The organism is Brachybacterium zhongshanense (assembly GCF_055385755.1).
This window is the reverse complement of the sequence record NZ_AP043790.1, coordinates 2,824,610-2,845,397: the sequence shown is the minus strand read 5'-3', so window position 1 is coordinate 2,845,397 and position 20,788 is coordinate 2,824,610. Positions and strand designations below refer to the sequence as shown.

The 20,788-nt window shown below is 72.7% G+C and carries 13 protein-coding genes; 7 read left to right on the top strand and 6 right to left on the bottom strand.

The window, feature by feature from the left end; all coding sequences use genetic code 11:
- Window positions 1-89 precede the first annotated feature (89 nt).
- The 4 genes from ACZ5AJ_RS12670 (at window position 90) to ACZ5AJ_RS12655 (ending at window position 7,607) form a co-directional block, all read left to right on the top strand.
- Complete coding sequence (locus ACZ5AJ_RS12670) at window positions 90-1,031, top strand: methylenetetrahydrofolate reductase (RefSeq protein WP_464135303.1); 942 nt, start codon at window positions 90-92, stop codon at window positions 1,029-1,031.
- Window positions 1,028-3,373 carry a 5-methyltetrahydropteroyltriglutamate--homocysteine S-methyltransferase gene (gene metE, locus ACZ5AJ_RS12665; RefSeq protein ID WP_464135301.1) on the top strand — a complete coding sequence of 782 codons (2,346 nt, stop codon included), beginning with the start codon at window positions 1,028-1,030 and terminating at the stop codon, window positions 3,371-3,373. The genes ACZ5AJ_RS12670 and metE overlap by 4 nt, the downstream gene beginning before the upstream one ends.
- Before the next feature lie 102 nt (window positions 3,374-3,475).
- The gene (locus ACZ5AJ_RS12660; RefSeq protein WP_464135300.1) at window positions 3,476-4,426 is read left to right on the top strand and encodes a PHP domain-containing protein; all 951 of its coding nucleotides are present in this window, start codon (window positions 3,476-3,478) and stop codon (window positions 4,424-4,426) included.
- Between the two features lie 223 nt (window positions 4,427-4,649).
- Window positions 4,650-7,607: a hypothetical protein gene (locus tag ACZ5AJ_RS12655; protein ID WP_464135299.1), complete on the top strand. Its 2,958-nt coding sequence runs from the start codon at window positions 4,650-4,652 to the stop codon at window positions 7,605-7,607.
- A 102-nt stretch (window positions 7,608-7,709) separates the two neighbouring features.
- On the opposite strand, the gene ACZ5AJ_RS12650 is transcribed toward ACZ5AJ_RS12655, so the two are convergent.
- From ACZ5AJ_RS12650 to ACZ5AJ_RS12635, 4 genes are all read right to left on the bottom strand, one after another.
- Complete coding sequence (locus tag ACZ5AJ_RS12650; protein ID WP_464135297.1) at window positions 7,710-8,648, bottom strand: heme ABC transporter ATP-binding protein; 939 nt, start codon at window positions 8,646-8,648, stop codon at window positions 7,710-7,712.
- The gene (locus tag ACZ5AJ_RS12645) at window positions 8,645-9,733 is read right to left on the bottom strand and encodes a FecCD family ABC transporter permease (RefSeq protein WP_464135295.1); all 1,089 of its coding nucleotides are present in this window, start codon (window positions 9,731-9,733) and stop codon (window positions 8,645-8,647) included. Before ACZ5AJ_RS12645 ends, ACZ5AJ_RS12650 begins: the two co-directional genes overlap by 4 nt.
- Complete coding sequence (locus ACZ5AJ_RS12640; protein WP_464135294.1) at window positions 9,730-10,566, bottom strand: ABC transporter substrate-binding protein; 837 nt, start codon at window positions 10,564-10,566, stop codon at window positions 9,730-9,732. The genes ACZ5AJ_RS12645 and ACZ5AJ_RS12640 overlap by 4 nt, the downstream gene beginning before the upstream one ends.
- 322 nt (window positions 10,567-10,888) lie before the next feature.
- Window positions 10,889-12,298, bottom strand: a complete 1,410-nt coding sequence (locus tag ACZ5AJ_RS12635) for an MATE family efflux transporter (protein ID WP_464135292.1) — start codon at window positions 12,296-12,298, stop codon at window positions 10,889-10,891.
- 211 nt (window positions 12,299-12,509) lie between these two features.
- Here ACZ5AJ_RS12635 and ACZ5AJ_RS12630 point away from each other — a divergent pair, with 211 nt between their 5' ends.
- The gene (locus ACZ5AJ_RS12630) at window positions 12,510-15,941 is read left to right on the top strand and encodes an efflux RND transporter permease subunit (RefSeq protein WP_464135291.1); all 3,432 of its coding nucleotides are present in this window, start codon (window positions 12,510-12,512) and stop codon (window positions 15,939-15,941) included.
- A gap of 143 nt (window positions 15,942-16,084) precedes the next feature.
- On the opposite strand, the gene ACZ5AJ_RS12625 is transcribed toward ACZ5AJ_RS12630, so the two are convergent.
- Window positions 16,085-16,870, bottom strand: coding sequence for a ferritin-like domain-containing protein (locus tag ACZ5AJ_RS12625; protein WP_464135289.1), 786 nt, complete (start codon window positions 16,868-16,870; stop codon window positions 16,085-16,087).
- Between the two features lie 2 nt (window positions 16,871-16,872).
- Window positions 16,873-17,880 carry a hypothetical protein gene (locus ACZ5AJ_RS12620; RefSeq protein WP_464135288.1) on the bottom strand — a complete coding sequence of 336 codons (1,008 nt, stop codon included), beginning with the start codon at window positions 17,878-17,880 and terminating at the stop codon, window positions 16,873-16,875.
- 243 nt (window positions 17,881-18,123) lie between these two features.
- Here ACZ5AJ_RS12620 and ACZ5AJ_RS12615 point away from each other — a divergent pair, with 243 nt between their 5' ends.
- A complete protein-coding gene (locus ACZ5AJ_RS12615) occupies window positions 18,124-20,070 on the top strand; it encodes a hypothetical protein (protein WP_464135286.1) in 1,947 nt (648 codons plus the stop codon).
- A 113-nt stretch (window positions 20,071-20,183) separates the two neighbouring features.
- Window positions 20,184-20,774, top strand: coding sequence for a hypothetical protein (locus tag ACZ5AJ_RS12610; RefSeq protein ID WP_464135284.1), 591 nt, complete (start codon window positions 20,184-20,186; stop codon window positions 20,772-20,774).
- Window positions 20,775-20,788: the final 14 nt, after the last annotated feature.

Here is a 20,788-nt window from a genome sequence, read left to right as displayed (position 1 = left end):
TGCGGGTGAGCGCACCGGTGCTGCCGGGCGGCGCCATAATTCGCCATGATCCTTGGGCGAGGAGGGCGGGCGCGCATAGCGTCGGGTGCATGTCCGCCACGACGACGCTGCCCGATCTCGAGCGCGCCGCGCCCGCTCGCCGCCGCCCGGCCCTCAGCTATGAGCTGTTCCCGGCGCGCTCCGACGTGTCCTTCGAGAAGCTGCGCACCACCATCGCCGCTCTCGAGCAGACCGAGCCCGACTACGTCTCGGTCACCAGCCGCACCGGACACGGGAACCTCGACCGCGTGCTCGAGCTGACCGACCATGTGCTCAACGAGACCCGCCTGCGTCCGCTCGTGCACCTGACCTCGATCGCCTCGACCCGTGCGCAGCTCGAGGTGATCATCGGCGATCTGCTGGACCGGGGCGTGCGCGGGATCCTCGCGCTGCGCGGCGACCAGCCGGAGGGCCATCGCCTCGAGGACGACGAGGTGCCGTTCGCCCGTCCCCTCGTCGAGCTGATCCGCGATGTCGAGCGGGAGCGCTCGGCGGCGCTCGGCGCGGGCCGCATGAGCATCGGCGTGGCGGCGTACCCGCACCGGCATCCGGAGTCGCCGACCACCCAGCACGATCTCGAGGTGCTGGTGGCCAAGGAGCGCTCCGGCGCGGACTTCGCGATCACGCAGGTGTTCTTCGATCCCGCGGCGTACTGCGACCTGATCCGTCGGTCCGAGAGGGCGGGGATCCGCATGCCGATCGTCCCCGGCTTCCTGCCCGCCACCAACACGCGCCGCGTGGTGCGCCTGGCGGAGATGGCCGGGGTCCAGCCGCCGCGCGAGCTGCTGCACCGGCTGGAGACCGCGGCCGACGAGACCGAGCGCCGACGCATCGGCGTGCGGTACACCGTCGACCTCGCGAAGCAGGTGCTCGACGCCGGGGCCCCCGGCGTGCACCTGTTCACCTTCAACTCGCACGCCGACGCCCTCGACGTGCTCGACACCCTCGACCTGGACCGCTGGTCCGCCCCCACCACAGGAGAGACCCGATGACGACCCCTGAGACCACCGCGAACGGCGCCCTGCCCGCCGCTCTGCCCGTCGGCTACCCGCGGATCGGCGCCCAGCGCGAGCTGAAGAAGGCGGAGGAGGCCTACTGGGCCGGCCGCATCGATCGCGCGACCTTCGAGCAGCGCACCCGCGAGCTGCGCCGCGCCACCCGCGCCCGCCTCGCCGAGCTGGGCCTGGACGCAGCCGGCGCCGCCCCCGAGTCCTTCTCGCTGTACGACCAGGTGCTGGACGCCGCGGTCGCCACGGGCATCGTCCCGGACCGCTTCGCCTCCGTCGTCGGCGCCGACGGCTCCATCGACCTCGACGGCTACTTCTCCCTCGCACGCGGCACCGCCGACCAGGCGCCGCTCGAGATGACCAAGTGGTTCGACACGAACTACCACTACCTCGTGCCCGAGATCGGTCCCGACACCGACGTGCACCTCGCCGCGACCACCGTGATCGACCTGTTCCGCGAGTCCCTCGAGGACGGCGCCGGCACCCGCCCCGTGCTCGTCGGCCCCGTGACCCTGCTCCTGCTCGCGAAGGCCCAGGACGGAGCCCCCGAGGGCTTCGACCCGCTGGACCGCCTGGACGACGTCGTCGCCGTGTACGCCGAGATCCTCGCGCGGCTGGCCGAGGCCGGCGCCTCCTGGGTCCAGCTGGACGAGCCGGCCCTCGCCGCCGACCAGCGCGTGGACGCCGCCGCGCTCGCTGAGGCGCTGCAGCGCGCCGAGGGCGTGCTCGCGAAGGCCGCGGAGCGTCCGCAGATCCTCGTGACCACCCCCTACGGCGGCATCGGCGACCTGCTGAAGGCAGTCCTCGCCACCGGTGTCGAGGCCGTGCACGTGGACCTCACCCGCGGCGACCTCCCGACCGTCGCCCAGCTCGAGGGCATCGGCTCGACCCGTCTGGTCGCGGGCGTCGTCGAGGGCCGCTCCGTGTGGCGCACCGAGCTGCCGACGGCGGCCGCGCGCCTGGCCGAGCTGCGCTCCCGCGTCGCCGAGGCCGGCGGCGACGCCGAGGCCGTCTCCGTGTCGACCTCCGTCTCCCTGCAGCACGTCCCGCACACCCTCGACCTCGAGCCGAAGCTCCCTGCCGAGCTGAAGGCGACCCTCGCCTTCGCCGACGAGAAGGTCCGCGAGCTGGTCGAGCTCGCCTCCGGGACCGTCGTGCCCGGATCCGTCGACGGCCCCCGCTCCGTCGTCCGCGACTTCGAGGGCGTCCGCGACGACGCCGTGCGCGAGCGCGCCGCCGGCCTGTCGGCCGCCGACCTCGAGCGATCCGCCGTGGAGGTCCGCGAGGCCGCCCAGCGCGAGGCGCTCGGCCTGCCCGAGGTCCCCACCACCACGATCGGCTCCTTCCCGCAGGTCGACGCCGTCCGCAAGGCCCGCGCCGACCACCGCGCCGGCCGCATCGACGACGCCGCCTACGAGCAGGCGATGAAGGACGAGATCCGTCGCGTCATCGCGCTGCAGGAGGAGCTGGGCCTGGACGTCCTCGTCCACGGCGAGCCCGAGCGCAACGACATGGTGCAGTACTTCGCGGAGAACCTCGACGGCTTTGCGACCACGCAGAACGGCTGGGTCCAGTCCTACGGCTCGCGCTGCACCCGTCCGTCGATCCTCTTCGGCGACGTCTCCCGCCCCGCCCCGATCACCGTGTCGTGGGCGACCTACGCGCAGTCGCTCTCCGAGAAGCCGGTCAAGGGCATGCTCACGGGCCCCGTCACGATCCTGGCCTGGTCCTTCGTGCGCGACGACCAGCCCCTCGGCGACACCGCGAACCAGGTGGGCCTCGCCCTGCGCGACGAGATCAGCGACCTGGAGGAGGCCGGCATCGCCGTCGTCCAGGTCGACGAGCCGGCGCTGCGCGAGCTGCTCCCGCTGCGCCTCGCCGACCAGGACGCTTACCTGCAGTGGTCGGTGGACTCCTTCCGCCTCGCCACGGCGGGCGCGGCCGACGCCACCCAGATCCACACCCACCTGTGCTATTCGGAGTTCAACGAGGTCATCGACGCGATCGACGGCCTGGGTGCCGACGTCACCTCGGTGGAGGCCTCCCGCTCCCGCGGCGAGCTCCTCGAGGCGCTCGACCCCGAGCGCTTCTCCCGCGGCATCGGCCCGGGCGTGTGGGACATCCACTCCCCGCGCGTCCCCGGCGTGGAGGAGATCCACGAGCAGCTCTCGGCCGCCCGGGCCGTCGTCGGCGCCGGCAAGCTGTGGGCCAACCCCGACTGCGGTCTGAAGACCCGCGGCTACGCCGAGACCGAGGCCAGCCTGCGCAACCTCGTCGAGGCCACCCTCAAGGTCCGCGCCGAGGCCGAGGTCCCCGCGGGCGTCTGACGCCCCCAGCCCGTGCGGCCCGATCCGACAGCCTCGGATCGGGCCGCACGGCGTTTCGCGCATCCCCTGGGCGAGGGCGCCTCGCCATGGCAGGCTGATGGCATGACCCGCTCCGACCTGCCCGCGGACAGCCACGTCCACAGCGAATACTCGTGGGACACCGGCGGCCCGGCCTCCCGTGCCGCGGGGACCATGCGCGCGACCTGCGAGAGGGCTGTGCGGATCGGCCTGCCGGCCCTGTTCTTCACCGAGCATCTCGATCTCGAGCCCGCGTGGCTCGGCGATCCCGAGGACTTCGCCGAGGATGCCGCGGTCTACAGGGCGCAGGGGCACCGGCTGCTCGGGGAGGACGGCGTCGTCGACGTTCCCCGCTTCGACGTCGACGGATACTTCGAGAGCATCGAGAGATGCCGTGCCGAGTTCCCCGAGCTGCGCATCGGGACGGGCCTCGAGTTCGGCCAGCCGCACCTGCGCACCGAGGCCGCCGCCCAGCAGCTGGACCTCGACCGCTTCGACCGGATCATCGGGTCCCTGCACACTCTCCCGGCGGACGCGCCGTCCCAGCTCGGGGACGACGCGTCGGCCGACGGCGGGTCGGCGGACGGCGGGTCGGCCGACGACGCCCCCCGGGCCGAACCGGACCTGCTGTTCCGCCGGTGGCCGGCCGACGAGGTGGTCCGCCATTACCTCGCGCACGTCCCCGCCCTGGTCGCGGGTGACGAGCCCTTCGAGATCGTCACCCACATCGACTATGCCCTGCGCTACTGGCCGGAGGCCGACGCCGGTCCCTTCGACCCGCTCGACTTCGAGGAGGAGTTCCGCGGCGCCATGCGCGCGATCGCGAACAGCGGGCGCGCGCTCGAGATGAACACGCGCCGGCTGTGGCCGTGGGTGCCGCGCTGGTGGGCGGAGTCCGGCGGTCAGCGGATCAGCTTCGGCAGCGACTCCCACACCACGGCGACGCTGGCGCATGGCTTCCCCGAGGCGATGGAGATGGTCGAGGCGTTCGGGTTCCGACGGCAGCGACGCCCCGAGGACCTCTGGGTGCGCTGAGGGCGGACCGGTGGCCCCGGGTGCCCGTGAGCCGCGGCGCCTCCGGGGACGCCCGTCCGCGGTGCGGGCCAGGGGTGCATGTGTTGCAGCCGACAGGTAGCCTGTGGGCCGCGTGGGAGCGCCGTGTGAAATCACTGATGGCGCTCTGCTGTCCAGCGGACGACGGAGCAGGCAGGTCTCTCCGCCACGCTTGAACCTGGAGAAGCATGAAGGGGGAGCGCGCATGAACGCGCCCGAGGACGAACAGACGACAGGGGCAGGGGAGCAGCGAGTCCCTGATCCGCGCCAGCAGCCATCCGCCGAGCAGCCGCCGCTGGACGGCACGCAGCCTCCGCAGACCCCGCAGCCCCCTGCCGGTTCGCCGGCGCCGCAGTACGGCGAGGCGCCCCAGCCGCCGCAGTACGGTGCGACGCCGCCTCCGCCGTCGGCCGGCTCTCCGGCCCCGCAGTGGTCCTCGGCCCCGCAGGCGCAGGCTCCCGTCGGCGGTGCCCCGGCGGCGGGTGCACCGGCGGCACCCGCGCCCGCCGGCCCCTCGGTGACTCCCGAGCAGGTCAAGCAGAAGCTGTCCGCGATCGGTCTGGTGAACCCGGTGCACTCGCTCGCGGTGGGCGGTGCCGCCTATGTCGCAGGCATCGTGATCGCCGTGATCGGCGTCGTGCTCACGGCGATCCTGGTGGCGATCCTGGGGATGGGGAATCCCGTGGAGAGCGGTCTGGAAGAGGTCGACCTGGATCCGAGCGGCGCGCTGAGCGGCTTCGCCATGGCTCTGCGGGCACCGTTCCAGCTGGTCGCGATGGCATTCTTCGGCTCCCTGGGCATGAAGGTCACTTACATGGGTGAGACCGTGGGCTTCTCGGTGCGCTTCCTGCCGGCGATCATCACGCTCGTCGTGCTGGGGGTCGCCTTCTTCGGCGGGCGCTTCATCCAGAAGCGCCAGCGGGCCGGTCTGATCGGCATCTGGGTGAACGCCCTGCTGACCTCCTTCGCGGTCGCGCTCCTGACCGTGCTGGCGGCGCTGATCTTCGCACAGCCGATCCCGCTCGACGAGGGCGTGAACCTGCGTCTGCACGCAGCGGGCTTCGATGCCTTCCTCGGGGTCCTCGTGCTGCTCACCATCGCCATCGGGCTGGGGCGGATGAGCCTCGGAGCCCGCCCGGCCTGGTGGCCGCTGGTCGCGGACATCCCCGCCGGTGCCAAGCTCGCCGCCGTGCACGCCCTGATCATGACCGTCCTCGTCTTCCTCGTCGTGACGGTGGTGACGACCATCCAGGCGATCATCGACGGGGAGACCCCGCCGATGCTCGCGATCGCCCTCCTGCTCCCGCTGATCGGCGGGCAGGTGATCGCCTACTTCACGGGTCTGCCGATGCTCTCGGCCGTGACGACGCGGATCCACGCCCCGGGTGCCTTCGACTACTTCTTCGGCTCCGGATCGGGCATCGACCGCACCTCGATCTTCTCGATGCAGTGGTACGTGTGGCTCCTGGGCCTCCTGCTGGGCCTGGTGGTGCTCGTCGCCGTCTCGCTCCTGTGGGGCAGCGGACGGCGCGCGGTCCCGAACAACGTGATCGCCACCGCGGTCTCCTGGGCGGCGCTGCCGCTGACCTACTTCGCCGGGGGCATCGTCCTGCTCATCCTGGCCCGCGCCTCGTTCCGCATGCAGTACGACGGCGGCTACTTCGGCAGCGCCGAGAGCCTCTCGGGTTCCGTGGGTCTGGCGGGATGGACACCGCTGCTGGCCCTGCTGGTGGGCGTCGTGGTCGAGGTGCTCTCGCGCTTCGTCGCGCCGCTCGTGGTCCCGTTCCTGCCTGCAGGGATGCTGACCTGGTTCCGTCGGCCGCTCGCTGCGTCCGCAGGGACCGCGACCGAGGGGACCGCGGCTGCAGGGACCTCAGGCTCGGCCGCCGGCGGAGCGCCCGGCGCTGCGGCGCCCGGCTTCATGGGATCGGGCGCCCCCGGTGCCGCGGTCCCCGGCCCGTCGGCCGGCAGTCCGGCCCCGGCAGACGGCGCGGCGGCCTCTCCGTACGCGGCAGCCTCGCCGTACAGCGCGTCGGCCGCACCGGCCGCATCGGCCGCGTCCGGCACCGCCGACTCCCCGTACGTCGCGGCCCCTGTCGGGGCCGAGGCATCGGCCGAGCGCCAGCCCCTGTCGCCGCGGGCGAAGAGGACCGCGATCGGGGTCGCGATCGGCGTCGGAGCCCTGATCGTGCTGATCGTGGGCCTGATCATCGCCTACACCGTCATCTCGAAGGTGGTGTTCTCCCCGCAGAAGAGCGTCGAGTCGTACCTGACCGCGCTGCAGGACGGCGATGCGTCGACAGCTGTCGAGCTCTCGGCGCCGAACGTTCCCACCGCGCAGCAGGCGCTTCTCACGAACGGGATCGCCGGCGCTGCGGAGAACCGCATCAGCTCCTGGAGCATCACCGACACGCAGGAGCGCGGCGACGACTACGTGATCACCGCCGACGTCACGCAGGACGGGGTCACCACCTCCCGGACCTTCACGGTCGAGAAGGCCGGACGCACGGCCGTGGTCTTCCCCAAGTGGGAGCTGGGTGATGTCGAGTATGCGAGCTTCTCGCTCGCCGTCCCCGAGGGCACGACGACCGTCCTGGTCAACGGCCAGGAGCTCGCGGTCGAGGATCTCGGGCTCGAGACCGACTACGGCACGCAGTACGGCATCTTCTCGGTCCTGCCGGGCGACTACGAGGTGACGCTGCCGGAGCTCTCCGACCAGGTCACCGCGCAGGGCGGCGTCGTCGAGGTCCCGGCTGACCTCGAGATGGCCTACGACCTCGGCGTCTCGCCCTACTACGAGCTCTCCGACACCGGCGTCGAGGCGGTGCAGACGCAGGTCGACGCCGCTCTCGACACCTGCGCCGAGTCGACCGAGGCCGAGCCCGAGGGATGCCCCCTGGACGCCTGGATCTGGTACGACGTCGTCGAGGGCTCCGGCTCATGGGAGATCACCGAGTACCCGGTCGTCGAGGTCACCCAGGACAGCGGCGCGTTCAGCTACTCCAGCAGCTACGACTCCTACGGCGAGGCGACCTACTCCTACCAGGCGAAGGGGTACGACGACGAGATCACCGACGAGACTGAGGAGTCCACGATCTCGGTCTACGGCAGCATCACCGTCGACGAGAACGGAGAGGTCCAGGTCGACACCTCCGAGTGGTGAACCCCGTCCGATGAATCCTGTCCGGTGACGCCCGGCCCGGTGACCTCTTCGAGGTCACCGGGCCGGAGCCTGATGCCGGGCTGGAGGGGGATGGTGCCCGGCTCAGACCGGCACGATCAGCGGCCGACGGGAGACCGGATGCTCGAGCACGGCCACCTGCTGGCGATAGACCTGCTCGATGCGCTCGGAGGTGAGGACCTCCGACGGGGTGCCGAGCGCCTGCAGGCGTCCGGTGCCGAACATCGCCACCCGGTCGCAGTAGCGGGCGGCCAGCGAGAGGTCGTGCAGCACGACCATCACGCAGCGGCCCTCGTCGGCGAGCCGGCGCGCGCTGCGCATGAGCGCCTCCTGGTGGCGCAGATCAAGAGGGGCCGTGGGCTCGTCGAGCATCACGATCCCGGCATCCTGGGCGAGGGTGCGGGCGAAGACCGCTCGCGCGAGCTCCCCACCCGACAGGGTGGTCACGTCCCGCTCGGCGAGCTCGTCGATCTCGGCCTTGACCAGGGAGTCCTCGACGAGGCGCGAGTCGTCGTCGGACGCGTCGTGCGGCGCGCGCCCCATCTCGACCAGCTCCCGGACCGTGAACGAGAAGGCCTGCGCATGCTGCTGGGTCATCACCGAGCGCTCCCGCGCCAGGGCCTTCGCCCTCCATCGGTGCGGCGGGGTACCGCCCAGCAGGATCCGTCCCTGCGAGGGGACGTGGTCCCCGGACAGCAGGGACAGCATGGTCGACTTCCCGGCGCCGTTCGGGCCGACGAGCGCGACCAGCTCGCCGCGGGAGGCATCGAAGGTGACGTCGTCGAGCAGCTGCGCACCGTCGATCGAGAAGCCGACGGCCTCGACGACCAGGCAGGGCGCGGACCCCGTGCCGGTCGCCGCATCGCTCCCGGCTGCCCCTGCGGCTGACCCTGCGGCTGGCCCTTCGGCTGGCCCTTCGGCTGGCCCTTCGGCTGCCCCTGCCCCTGCCCCTGCCCCTGCCCCTGCCGCTGACCCTGCGGCGGCGTCGGCGCGCAGGCCGCCGGCGGTGCGGGCGGCGCTCACAGCTGCACCGCCCGGGAGCGGAGCACCAGCATGAGGAAGAACGGTGCGCCCATGAGCGCCGTGAACAGCCCGATCGGCACCTCCGCAGGAGGGGCGACCACGCGGGAGAGGGTGTCGGCGACGACGATCAGCAGCGCTCCGAGCACCGCCGCGACCGGCAGCAGGGCCCGATGGCCCGGACCGCAGATCTGGCGGACGATGTGCGGGACCACCAGCCCGATGAAGCCGATGGTGCCGGTGAACGCGACCGTGGTGCCGGTCAGCAGCGCGGCCACGACGATGACGATCCGGCGGGTCGCGTTCACGTCCAGGCCCAGGTGCTTCGCCTGCCGCTCGCCGAGGGTGAGCAGATCCAGGCGCCGGGCCATCACGATCATGTGGCCGACGCCGACGATCACCGGCAGTGTCACCAGCCCGAGCCGCAGCCAGGTGATCGACCCCAGCGAGCCCATCTGCCAGAAGACGACCGACTCGAGCTCGTCGTCGTCGGCCGCGAAGGTGAAGAAGCCGATCAGGGCCGAGAACGCTGCGCCGACGGCGATGCCGACGAGCAGCAGCCGAGCCGTCCCGGAGCCCGCCGCGGGCCGTGCGAGCGCATAGATCAGGCCCGTGGCGAGCAGTCCGCCGGCGAAGGCGGCCGCGGGGACGACCCAGGCGACCAGGGCGGTCGCCAGCGGCGGCATGGGCACGATCGCGCCGACGGCGCCCGTCGAGGCGCCTGCGCTGACGCCGATGATGCCGGGGTCGGCGAGCGGGTTGCGGAACAGGCTCTGCAGGGCCGCACCGGAGACTGCCAGGGCAGCCCCGGTGAGCGCCCCGAACAGCACGCGCGGCATCCGCAGGTCCATCACGACCGTCGTCTCGAGCGGCGGCGAGGCGTCGCCGATCCCGAGGATCTCGTGAGCGGCGACGCGGAGCACCGTGACCGGGGCGATCTCGATCGGCCCGGTCCCGATGCCGACGACCACCGCGATCACGAGCGCGACCGCTCCGACCGGCAGCGCGATTGCGAGCGGGACGCGACGGGTGCGCTGGGTCAGCGCCCGCCGTGCGGCGGGGGCGGAGCGGTCCGCCGCGACGCTCACGCGGCGAAGTCCGCCAGGGCCGTCGCCAGAGCCTTCGCACCGGCGCCGACGGAGGTCCCCGAGACCTTGATCTGCTCGGCGGGCATCAGCACGAACGCGTTCGCGAGGCCGGCGGGGGTCTGCGCGAGGGTCGGGAAGGCGGCGAGGATGCCCTCCAGGCCGCCCCACTCCTCCATGTCGCCGGTGCCGGTGACGATGACGTCGGGAGCGAGATCCAGCAGGCCCTCGTCGGAGTACTCGACCGAGCAGCCGCGCAGTCCCGCCTCGACACCGCAGTTCACGGCGCCGACGGCCTCGAGGATGTCCGCGGCGGCGGTCCCGGTGCCGACCACGGCGTTCGCGCCGCCCGCACCGGAGGAGGTCACCACCAGCACCCGCAGAGCCTTCACGGCGTCGTCGGCGGCGTCGGAGGCTTCGGCCAGCTGTGCCTCGACGGCCGAGGCGAGCTCCTCGCCGGCGTCGGCATCGCCGATGTAGGAGCCGACGGCGCGGATCTTGTCCGCGACCGACTGCTGGTCGTCGACCACGGCGGCCGACACGCCCGCGGAGCAGAACTGCTCGGCGACGTCGCCGTGGCGCTTGGTGTTGTTGCCGAAGAAGCAGGTGCCGTCGACCGAGAGCAGGCCCTCGGTGCCGGTCTCCTCGGAGAACTCGAACTGGTTCGGGTCGTCGATCGCCGCCTGGGCGACCGAGTTGGTGGGCGCGGCGTAGATGTTCGCGGCCAGCCCCATCGCGGCGAGCATGTCGGCGACGGCCTCGCCGCCGACGATGATGCGGCCGATGTCCTCGATGGTCACCTCGGTGCCCGTGCCGTCGGTGACGGTGACCGGCACGTCCGGGGTCGCCGTCGTCGTCGGAGCGCCGGTGCCCTCGACCCAGGTCCAGCCCTCGGGGAGATCGTCGGGCGCCCCGGAGGCCGAGCCCGCGGACGACCCGGAGCCGCCGTCGGCCGAGCCCGCATCGGAGGCACCTGCGGCACCGGAGGAGCCGGCGGCCGCGCCGTCGCTGCTGGAGCACGCGGACAGGCCCGTCAGCGCGACGAGCGAGGCCAGGACGGGGGCTCGGCCGGAGTGCGAGTGTCCTCGTCGGCCCGCTGCACGCCGAAGGCGCGCGGGGGCGCGGCTCCTCGCGGGCGCTGAGACGGGCGGCCGGAGCTCAGCCGCCCAGCCGCATCCAGTCGTCGTGCCGCACCCGGAACCGCAGCGTGCCTGCCCGCGCGACCATGAACAGCAGGTTCGTCGCCGCCCACAGCGCCGCGAGCCCCAGTGCCCCGGCCGGGGCGATCAGGCCGACGGCGAGAGCGAAGGGCAGCACGATCACGGCCGAGACGACACCGGCCTTCGCGAGGTACGGGGCGTCCCCGGCGCCCATCAGGACCCCGTCCAGGACGAACACGTACCCGGCGATCGGCTGCGCCACCACCAGCACCCACAGCGCCGCCCGCAGGTTCTCCTGCACCACCGGATCCGGGGTGAACACCGACGGGACGACATAGCTCGCCCCCAGCAGCACGAGCCCGACGACGGCGCCGCCGCCCACCCCCCACACGGTCAGCCGCCGCGTGACGGCGCGGACCGTCGCGGCATCGGCCGCCCCGAGGTAGCGGCCGGTCAGGGCCTGACCGGCGATCGCGAGGGAGTCCAGGGCGAGCGACAGCAGCATGAAGATGGTCGTCGCGAGCTGATGCGCGGCCAGCTGCGCCTCCCCGAGCCGGGCCGCGACCAGCACCGTCGCGATGCTGACGACGCGCAGGCTCAGCGTGCGCACGAACATCGGCACCGATTCGCGTCCGGTCGCCGCGACGCCCGCCGGCTGCGGCCGCAGCGGCACATGATGCTCCCGCGCATAGCGGACGACCGCTCCCAGCAGCACGGTCGCCATCAGCCACTGGGCGATGATCGTGCCGAACGCGCTGCCGGCGATGCCCAGGTCCAGCCCGAAGATCAGCAGCGCGTTCAGGGGGATGTTGAGCACCGCGCCGCCGACGGCGACCACGAGCGGGAGGCGCGCGTCCTGCATGCCGCGCACGAGCCCCGTGGTCGCCTGCACCGCCAGCATCGCCGGCAGTCCGAAGGCCGAGATCCGCAGATAGATGACGGCCTCGGCGGTGGCCTCAGGGCCCGCGCCGAACCAGCCCAGGAGCGTCGGCCCGCCGACTGCGAGCACGAGCGTGCAGCCGGCGCCGATCATCAGCGCGAGCCAGGAGGCGTCCACGCCGCGGGCGATCGCCTCACGGGTGCGTCCGGCGCCGAAGGCGCGCGCGACCGCGGCGGTGGTCGAGTAGGCGAGGAACACCGAGAGCCCGACGACCGTGGTCAGGACCGTGGAGGCCAGTCCCAGCCCGGCCAGGGAGGAGGTCGACACGCGCGCGATGAACGCCGAGTCGACCATGACGAACAGCGGCTCGGCGACCAGCGCGCCGAGCGAGGGGATCGCCAGGCGCAGGATGTCGCGGTCGACGGTGCGGCGCGCGGTGCGCGGATCGTCGGTCTCACCGCGGTGCGGGCCGGGCCCGGAACCGGGGTCGGCGATGGAACCGGGGTCGGGGTCGGGGGAGTCGGGCACGATCCCATTGTCGGCTCCCGGACGGCTCCCCGGCGCCTCGCAGCGGATCGTGACCGGATATGCGACGGAGGTCGGATACGGGCGTGCGGACACGTGTGGAACAGTGGCCGGGTGGAGGACCGGATCGTGCCGGACCGTGCGTCCGGTCGCAGACCGGGCGGCGGCGGGCCCGGGCGCGTCCTCGCCCGTCGCACGTGACCCGAGGAGCCCCATGCATCGCCTCGCCCGGCTGAGTCTGAACAACCGCGCCTTCATCGCACTGGTCTGCATCGCCGTGTCGATCATCGGCATCTTCTCGATGACGACGATGCGCCAGGAGCTGATCCCGTCGGTCTCCCTGCCGCAGATCCAGATCATGACGACCTCGGTCGGCTCCTCCTCGGAGCAGATCGAGGAGCGCATCTCCTCGCCGGTCGAGCAGGCCGTCAGCGGGCTCGAGAACGTCGAGTCGACGTCCTCGACCTCGCAGGCCAGCGTCTCGATCGTGACTGTGGAGCTGGCCTACGGCACCGACACCGCCCGAGCCTCCAACCAGGTGGACTCGGCCCTGAACCAGATCGAGGACCAGCTGCCCGAGGGCGCGGACCCGCAGGTCATCGCCGGAGGCACGAGCGACCTGCCCGCGGCGGTGCTCTCGGTCTCCTCGGACCTCGACTCCTCGGAGCTCGCCTCCCGGCTCGATGCCCAGGTCACGCCCGAGCTGGAGCGCGTCGACGGCGTCTCCTCCGTGGTCGTGATCGGTGCGCCCGACGAGATCGTCCGCATCACCCCCGACGAGACCGCCCTCGCGGAGCGCGGCCTCACGGACGACGACATCGAGACGGCGCTCGACGCCTCCGGTCTGTCCCTGCCCGGCGGCACGGTCACCGACTCCGACCGCAGCCTCGACGTGGTGCTCGGTCAGTCCATCGACAGCATCGAGGACCTCGAGGCGATCGTCCTGCTCCCGTCCTCCGGCTCCGCCGGCGACGAGCAGACGGCCGACGGGCAGACCGGCGCCGACGGAGAGCTCGGCGCCGAGGACCAGGCCGCGGCCGCGCAGGAGATCACCACCCTCGCCGACGTCGCCACCGTCGAGCGCACCACCGAGGACCCCACCTCCATCTCGCGCACCGACGGCCGCGAGTCGCTGGTCATCATGGTCACCGCGACCTCCGACGGCAACGTCGTGGACATCTCCGAGGGCGTCTCCGACGTCCTGGACGAGACCCTCCCGGGCGTCGGCGGGAACGCCACCAGCGACGTGGTCTTCGACCAGGCCCCCTACATCCAGGAGTCGATCGTCTCGCTCGCCGAGGAGGGCCTGCTGGGCCTGATCATGGCGGTCGGCGTGATCCTGCTGTTCCTGCGCCGCGTGCGCCCGACGGTCGTCACCGCGATCTCGATCCCGACCTCCCTGCTGATCGCCTTCATCGGCATGTACGTCACCGGCTACACGCTGAACATGCTGACCCTGGCGGCGCTGACGATCTCCATCGGCCGCGTCGTCGACGACTCCATCGTCGTCATCGAGAACATCACCCGTCACCTCTCCTACGGGAAGTCGCGGGTCCGGGCGATCCTCGACGCGGTCGGGGAGGTCGCGGGCGCCATCACCGCCTCGACCCTCGCGACCGTGGTCGTGTTCCTGCCCGTCGCCGTCGTGGCCGGCATGGCCGGCGAGCTGTTCCGGCCCTTCGCGCTGACCGTCGCGATCGCCATGCTGTCCTCGCTGCTGGTGTCGCTGACGATCGTCCCCGTGCTCGCCTACTGGTTCCTGCGGGCGCCGAAGGCCGCGCGCGCCGACGGCCCCGTGGACGTCGACGATCCCGAGCATCAGGCCGCCGTGCGCCGCGCCGCCGAGGAGAAGGAGGAGCGCAGCTGGCTGCACCGGATCTACTCGCCCGTCATGCACGCGACCCTCGACAGCGGCGGCCGTCGCGCGATCACCCTGGTAGCGGCCGTCGCCGTGCTCGGCGGCACCGTGGCGCTGGCCCCGCTGCTGAAGGTCAACTTCCTCGGCGACACCGGCCAGAACCTCGCCTCCATCACCCAGACCCTCACCCCCGGGACCGACCTCGAGCAGTCCTCCGACAAGGCCTCCGAGGGCGAGCAGGCGCTGATGGACATCGACGGCGTCGAGACGGTGCAGACCACGATCGGCGGCAGCTCCTTCGGGATCGGCGCCTCGGCCGAGAACGAGATCAGCTACTCGATCACCACCGACGCCGACGCCGACCAGGACGTCCTGGTGGACGAGATGGTCGCCGCGCTCGAGGACATCCCCGACGGCGGTGACATCGAGGCCGCCGACGCCACCTCCATGACCGGCTCCAGCACCGTCGACATCCAGATCACGGGCCCGACCGCGCAGGACCGCTCCGACGCGAACGATGCGATCCTCGCCGAGCTCGACCCGCTGCCCGAGGACGTCTCCAAGGTCTCCAGCGACCTGGAGGCCGACCAGCCCACCGTCGTCGTGACCGTCGACCGCGAGGCCGCCGCGCGCCTCAGCCTGACCGAGCAGGCCGTCGTCGGCCTCGTCGCCGCGCAGATGAACCCCGGCTCCATCGGCACCGTCACCCTCGACGACACCGAGCTGGACATCTACGTCGACAGCGGCGACGGCATCACCACGCTCGACCAGCTCGACGACCTCGAGCTGATGCCGGGCGTCGCCCTCACCGATGTCGCGGACATCTCCGAGCAGGCGTCCCGCCCCTCCATCAGCACCCAGGACAACGTCGAGACCGTCACCGTCTCCCTCACCCCCGCGGGTGACGACGTCGGCACCGTCACCGAGGAGGCCCAGGCGGCGATCGACGCCGCCGACCTCCCCGACGGCGTCGAGGCCACCATCGGCGGCACCTCCGCCGAGATCGACGAGACCTTCGGCCAGCTCGGGATCGCCATGCTCGCCGCGATCCTGCTGGTCTACGTGCTGCTGGTGTGGATCTTCAAGTCCCTCATCCAGCCGCTGATCCTGCTGGTCTCGATCCCGTTCGCCGCGACCGGCGCCCTCGGCCTGCTGGTGATCACCGGCGTGCCGCTGGGCCTGCCCTCGATGATCGGCCTGCTGATGCTCGTGGGCATCGTCGTCACCAACGCCATCGTGCTGATCGACCTGGTCAACCAGTACCGGCGCCAGGGCATGGCCCTCGAGGAGGCCCTCCACCTCGGCGCCTCGAAGCGTCTGCGCCCGATCCTCATGACGGCGGCGGCGACGATCTTCGCCCTCCTGCCGATGGCCCTCGGGATCACCGGCAGCGGCGGCTTCATCGCCCAGCCCCTCGCGGTCGTCGTGATCGGCGGCCTGGTCTCCTCGACCCTGCTGACCCTGGTGATCGTCCCGGTGCTCTACCGGATCGCCGAGGGTCCCGGCGAGCGGCGGCGTCTGCGCCACGAGGCCGAGCAGGCCGCCCTGCGCGAAGCCCAGGTGAAGGCCGACGCCGAGCGCCGCGAGCGCCGACGCGCCCAGGCCGCCGGGAGCACCGGGGCGAGCGGGAGCAGCGGGGGCGCGGCCCCTGGCGTGACCGTCCCCGACAGCTCGGACGCCCCGGCCGGCGACTCCCATGGTCCCCGTGACGCCTCGGGCCGTCGGCGGAGCCTGAAGGAGCGCGGCGGGATCGTCGGCATCGTCCGCCGGCGCCTCGGGAAGGACTGAGATCGGGCAGCCGCCTGCTGGCGGCGGCTGCTGACAAGTGGACTCCACCGTGAGCTGAAGCCCTGAGAGGGGTTCAGCTCACGGTGGAGTCCCTTCTCCTGCAGGCGGGCGTGCGGAGCAGGAGCGATGCCCGGCGGCCGTGCTCAGGCGATGCCGAGTCGCGCGAAGGCGTTGCGGAAGATGGTGAGGCCGTCGAGGCCGGGGAGCTTCTGGATGCGCTTGTCGAGCTTGTCGAGCTCGTCGAGCTTGCCGTGGAAGAGATGACCCATCACGTGCTTCACCTCGGTCTCGTCCATCATGCCGGAGCCCACGGGCTTCCAGACCTTGGAGAGGATGATGCGCACGAGCTTGCGGGCGGTCTCGGATGCTTCGAGGCGCTCGCGGCCCTGCGTGGTGTAGAAGGCGACGTGGCGGGTCTCCTGCTGGGCGATGCGCTTGAGCAGCGGGGACAGCGCCGGATGATCGGTCATGGCGGCGAGGCGGCGGTACGCGGCGACCGCGGAGAGCTCGTTGGCGGCGCCCCAGGTCATGTGGACGGCCACGAAGTCGGTGCCCACCAGGTTGCTCATCGCCGACTGCTTGAGGGAGGACAGCGCATTGGACCAGCCGAGCTTGACCCGCTTGGCCTTGAGCTCGTCGTAGTCGACCACGATGCCGTGGCGCGCCAGCACTGCCGCGAGCGCCTCTCCGTGCCAGAACTCCTCACGGTTCCACATGGTCATGAACCCGCCGGCGGCCTCCTCACGATGCGAGGGCGTCACCAGCATGTCGCGCAGGAAGCACGAGGTGTGGAATTCGACGTCGCACATGTAGCGCAGGGAGCGCAGGGTCTGATCGTCCAGAGGCTGGGTCTCGAAGGAGTCGAAGTCGAGGTCCTCGTACTTCACGGGCTCCGAGGTCTCGGCGAACTGATCAAGATCGAAGGCCATTCTCAGGATCCGTTCTCACGAAGAGCCCGGCGGTCGGCCGGGACGGCAGGGGCGTCGGCGGCGGCCGATGAGCCCGAGGGGAGCTGGGGGTGGAGGTGCAGATCGGGGCCCGGCAGGAGCCGGGTGATCTCGAAGCGGGCGCGTCGCAGGGCGGCCCGGGCTGTGGCGTCGGCCCCGATGACGGCCATGCCGGCGCGGAGATCGGGATCGGGGATGCCGCCTCCGTGCAGGGGGGAGTCCAGGGAGAGCATGAGGCGGGCGGTGCGCGCCTCGCGCGGGGAGCGGGTGATGCGGGCCCGGGCCTCGGCGACGAAGAACTCGACGGCCGAGTCATGGCGGGCGGCGACCTCGGCGACCACGCGGCGGGACTCGCCCTGCAGGCCGGGCAGGAGGGCGCGCAGGGACTCCTGGAGGGTCGACTCCTGGATCGCCATGCGGGCCATGTGCCCGGCGGTCACGGCCTCGCCGGCGAGGACGGTCCAGGCGGGGGCGATGAGCGGGACCGTGCGATCCACATGGAGGCGTCGGAAGCTCTCCCATGCGCGGCCGACGGGCGAGGGCGCCGTCATCGGCTCGGGGCGGGCCTCGGGGTCGCCCGCCGTGAGCACATCGCGCAGCGCACGGGCCTGCCAGTAGCGCTCGACCAGCCAGGTCGCGATGAAAGCCGTGATGCGGGCCTCGTTGCCGGTCCAGGTCGCGAGCATGGCGCGGGACTCTGCGAGGGCGCTGCCCTCGGTGCGCTGCAGCAGACCGAGGGCGAGGCGCTGGTCGGCGCTGAGCGGGGCCCCGGAGAGGACCAGGTCGGGGTCGACGGCGATCCGGTGGTGGTCGTCGCGGGTGTAGGCGTCGACGTCGACGTCGGTGCGCAGCACCCGGGACACCGAGTCGTCGAGATGCAGGTGGCCCTCGTGCAGGGGCTCGTCGAAGGGGCCGACGCCATCGCGCGTCGGCCGTGCCGTCTCCGTCGCGCGGGTGGCCTGCGCGACGGAGGATGCGGAGGTGATCGCCACGGTCCGCCTCTCCTCGGGGGTGCGTCGTCCCGGCGATCGTGCCGGGTGGGGGGTCGGGTGGGCTCGGAGCTCGGACGGGAGAAGGCCGGTGCTGTCCGAAGGGCCCGACGCCTAGGCCATCCTAGTGCTCGGACCTGGCGTGTGGCCTGGGAGCGGAGGCTCGTAGGGCTCTGCCCGGGGCGGCTGGCGCGAGCGCCGGAGGAGCCCGGAGGAACTCGGAGGACTCCTTGGTAGGTTGCGCCTGTGATCGCTGACGGCACCATCTCCGCTCCGGGGTCCGGTGGTCGCGGCGACCAGGCAGGCATCCCCGATGTCGAGGAGCTGAGGGCCGCCCTGCGCCCTCCGGAGCTCCCTCTCCCCGCCCCGCAGACCGTCGCACAGGCCGCTCAGCGTGTGACGGATCTCATGCATGCGGAGCGTCTTCGGGAGGCCGTGGCGCTGGCCGACCGCTTCCTGGGGACCGCGGAGCGCACCGCCGCGCGCAGCGCGGCCAGGATCGCCGCCGTCGAGGCCGAGGCCGACGCCGATGTCGACGCGGACGCCTGGACGGGGGTCGGTCGGGAGGTGTGGTCGCGCGCCTCGCGGGCCGACGACGCCGACCTCGTCGCCTATGTCGATCTGCTGCGGGCACGGATGCGCGCGGTCATCGCGCTGGGCGACCGCGATCGCGCCGCCGAGGCGCTGTACGACCTGGTCGGGGCGCTGCGCCGCTGCGGTCACGCCCAGCAGGCGGAGGCGACCGCCGCGGCCCTGGTCGAGCTCGCCGCCGCCTCGGACGGCCGAGGCCGACGGCGCTCCATCGGCACGACCGGCGCGTCGTCGGGGCGGCGCCGTGCGGAGACGGTGCAGATCCCGGATGGGCTCATGGCTGTCGTGCGGGCGCTGGGAGCTCCGATTCCTGGCTTGCCGGCTCCGGACGCTCCGGCGCTCGGCGCGAGCGGCCTGGCGCGGCGCGGCCGTCCGATGCTCGGCGGCGCGGGACCGACCGATGCGGTGAGCTCTCTGACGACGGCGCTCGAGGCGCTCCCGGAGGTGCGGCCGCTGATCCTCGGGGAGGTCGAGCCGCTGCTGAGGCTGCGCCTCGCCCAGGCGCTCGAGTCCGATGGCAGGCGCCAGGAGGCGATCACCGCCGCGCTGGACGTGCTCGAGCTGCTGGAGAACGCGGAGGCCGAGACCGGCCGCGAGGTCGATCCGGACCGGGTGGGGATCGCCGCCCGCGCTGTCCTCGCCCGGACCCTCGGTCCGGAGCATCCGCTGGAGGCCGTGCGCCATGCCCTGGACGCCCTCGGCCGGATGACGCGCATCGATGACCCGCCGCTGCGCATCGGCCTCATCACGGACCTGCTGAAGGCCCTGGTCGCGACAGGACTGGAGGGGCATGCGTCGTTCGCCGCCGGGCGTCTGGCATCTCTGCAGCGGACCCTTGCGCGCGACGAGCTGAGGGTGGCTCCTCTGCTCGCGGTCGCGAGCCAGCGCATCGGGGCGGAGCGCTACGACGCCGCCGAGGTCGCTCTCGATCAGGTCCGCAGGATCGCCGACGATCTCAGGGACCGCGCCAGCTCCCTCGAGGTCGCCCGGCTGACCGCATCGATCCATGAGCGCCGAGGTGAGCCCCGCAAGGCCATGCTCCAGCTCGAGAGGGTCGCCGATGACGCCCAATGGCTGTGCGAGGACCTCGGCACCCCGTCGAGCGCCCGTGGCGGGCTGCTGCGCATCGAGCTCGATGCGAGGGCGCTGGTGCTGCGTCGTGCGCTCGATCTGGGCGAGACCTCGCGCGCCCGGGGTGCGGCGGCCGCGATCGAGCGCCGCACCGGTCTCGACGTGGCCCGGGCGATGGCGGTGCCCGAGCATCTGCTGTGGGATCGCCGGGCTGATGCCCGCATCGGCGAGCTGGTCGCCGTCGGCCGGGCCCTCGCGCGGCGCGAGCCGGGCGTGAGCGTGAGCGACTACGAGCGTCTGCATGCACGGGCTCAGCGCGTCGTCGGGATGGCGCCGCCGGGCCACGAGGCGCGCGCCGCGTACTGGAGCGCGTATCTCCGTGATCGGCACGCCGAGATGCTCGCCGATCGGGGCCAGCGGGATCGGGCGCTGCGCGCCGCCCGCTCCGCACGGGAGGCGTGGGAGGCCTCGGGGGATGACACCGACCGGGCCCGCATGGATGCACTGATCGCGCGTCTCGAGAGCCGCTGACCTGGCCTTCTGGCGCGACACCGCGGGGTGCCTGCGGCGTGGCGCCGCGAGCGCCGCCGATGTGACGTCACCATCCCCTTGACGTGACATCACGATGGGGTCACCATGGCGTCATGGATGTTCGAGATCTCAGCCGTTCCGTGCATGACCAGCTCGCCGCGGCCGCCGCCGTCGGCGATGAGTCCACGCGGCGCGCCGCGCAGCTGCTCGGGGTCGCCGTCGACCCCGCCGTCCGCCTCGCTCTGCAGGATGCGATCTCCCAGGTCGCGGCGGAGGTGTCCGCCGGCATCGCCCCCTCCCGGGTCGATCTGGCGCTGCACGGGACGGACCTCGAGGTCCGCGTGGTCCCGCCCGTCGAAGACAGCAGCTCGCCGGGCGGCGGCGCCGGCTCGATTCCGGGCACCGGCGCGCTCCCCGGCCCCGGCTCGGTCCCCGAGGCCGATGCGGCGCCCGGCCCAGGCTCGTCGGACGAGCGGGCTGCCGCAGCGGATCCGGAGGTCGACGGCACCGCCGCTCGCGTCTCCTTCCGCCCGCCGCAGCACCTCAAGGACCGCCTGGAGAAGGCGGCCGCGGAGGAGGGGCTGTCGATGAACGCCTATCTGGTCCGCGTGCTCGGCGCCCACCTCGACGGCACCTGCCCGGGTGCGGAGCGCCCCGCCGCCGCTCATCCCCGGTCCGGCCGCGTCAGCGGCTGGTTCATCTGACACCACTCGACACA